The organism is Cupriavidus sp. NPDC089707 (genome assembly GCF_044748965.1).
In the GTDB taxonomy this organism is placed as follows: Bacteria; Pseudomonadota; Gammaproteobacteria; order Burkholderiales; family Burkholderiaceae; genus Cupriavidus.
On the sequence record NZ_JBIVHB010000069.1, the window covers coordinates 1 to 1,067 of the forward strand.

The following is a 1,067-nucleotide window of genomic DNA, read 5'->3' on the forward strand; positions in this document are numbered from 1 at the left end:
CGGCCCGTTCTATCCAATTCGTGTAACCCGAACAGTTGCCAATACCGAGTATGCATCCGCAAGGCAGGGAATCGAACCAGGGACAACGGCCAAACGCCGGAATTGACGTATCCAAAGAGCATCTTGATGCTTACTGGAGCGATCAAGGTCTGCGCTTGAGCAATGAAGCCCTGGGATGGAGCGAGCTGGCCGCGAAGTTCAAAGCATCCGACGTTGATCTGGTGGTGATTGAGGCCACCGGTGGCTACGAGCGTGGGCTGGTATGCGCGCTGCAGCAGGCAGGTATCGAAGTCGCGCGCGTGAATCCACGTCAGGCCCGAGACTTTGCCAAGTCGATGGGCATGTTGGCCAAGACCGATCAGGTGGACGCCCGGTGCTTGCGCGACTTTGCCAACGTACTGGCGCGCCATCAAGACCGCCAAAAATACGTCACCGCCCCGCTGGAAGCGCATCGCGAGCAGCTCACATCGTTGATGACGCGCCGACGGCAGTTGCTGGAGATGCGTGTGGCTGAAGGCAATCGGTTGGAGAAGGCGTCGCCACAGGCTGCACGTAGCATCCGCGCGGTGATCCGGACGCTGGACAAGCAGATCGGCCAAATCGACAAGGATGTGGACTGGCACATCGAGAAGCATTTCAAAGACCAGCGTACGCTGCTTGAAGCGGTCAAAGGTGTGGGCGCGGTGATGACCATGACGTTGCTGGCGGCTCTGCCGGAGTTGGGTAAGCTGGGGCGAAAGGCCATCAGCAAGCTGGTCGGCGTTGCACCGTTGGCCAATGATTCCGGCAAACGGCAAGGTCCGCGACGCATCTGGGGCGGACGTGGCGAAGTGCGCGCGGTGCTGTACATGGCCACGCTGTCGGCTAAGCGCTACAACCCGGCCATTGCGTCGTTCTACCAACGTCTGCTCGCGGCCGGCAAGCCTAAGAAGGTTGCCATCGTCGCCTGCATGCGCAAGCTTCTGACCATCCTGAATGCGATGGCCAGAGACGGCGCAATGTGGGACCCGGCTAAGCATGTTCTGCCTTCCGTTACGCCTTGACTTTAAACACAGTTGCTCTCCCGC

1 protein-coding gene is annotated in these 1,067 nt (G+C 59.9%); it reads left to right on the plus strand.

Features of this window, described 5'->3' with window-relative positions; all coding sequences use genetic code 11:
• The first annotated feature begins 50 nt into the window (after positions 1-50).
• A complete protein-coding gene (locus ACIP1U_RS32630) occupies positions 51-1,043 on the plus strand; it encodes an IS110 family transposase (RefSeq protein WP_400324089.1) in 993 nt (330 codons plus the stop codon).
• Positions 1,044-1,067 lie beyond the last annotated feature (24 nt).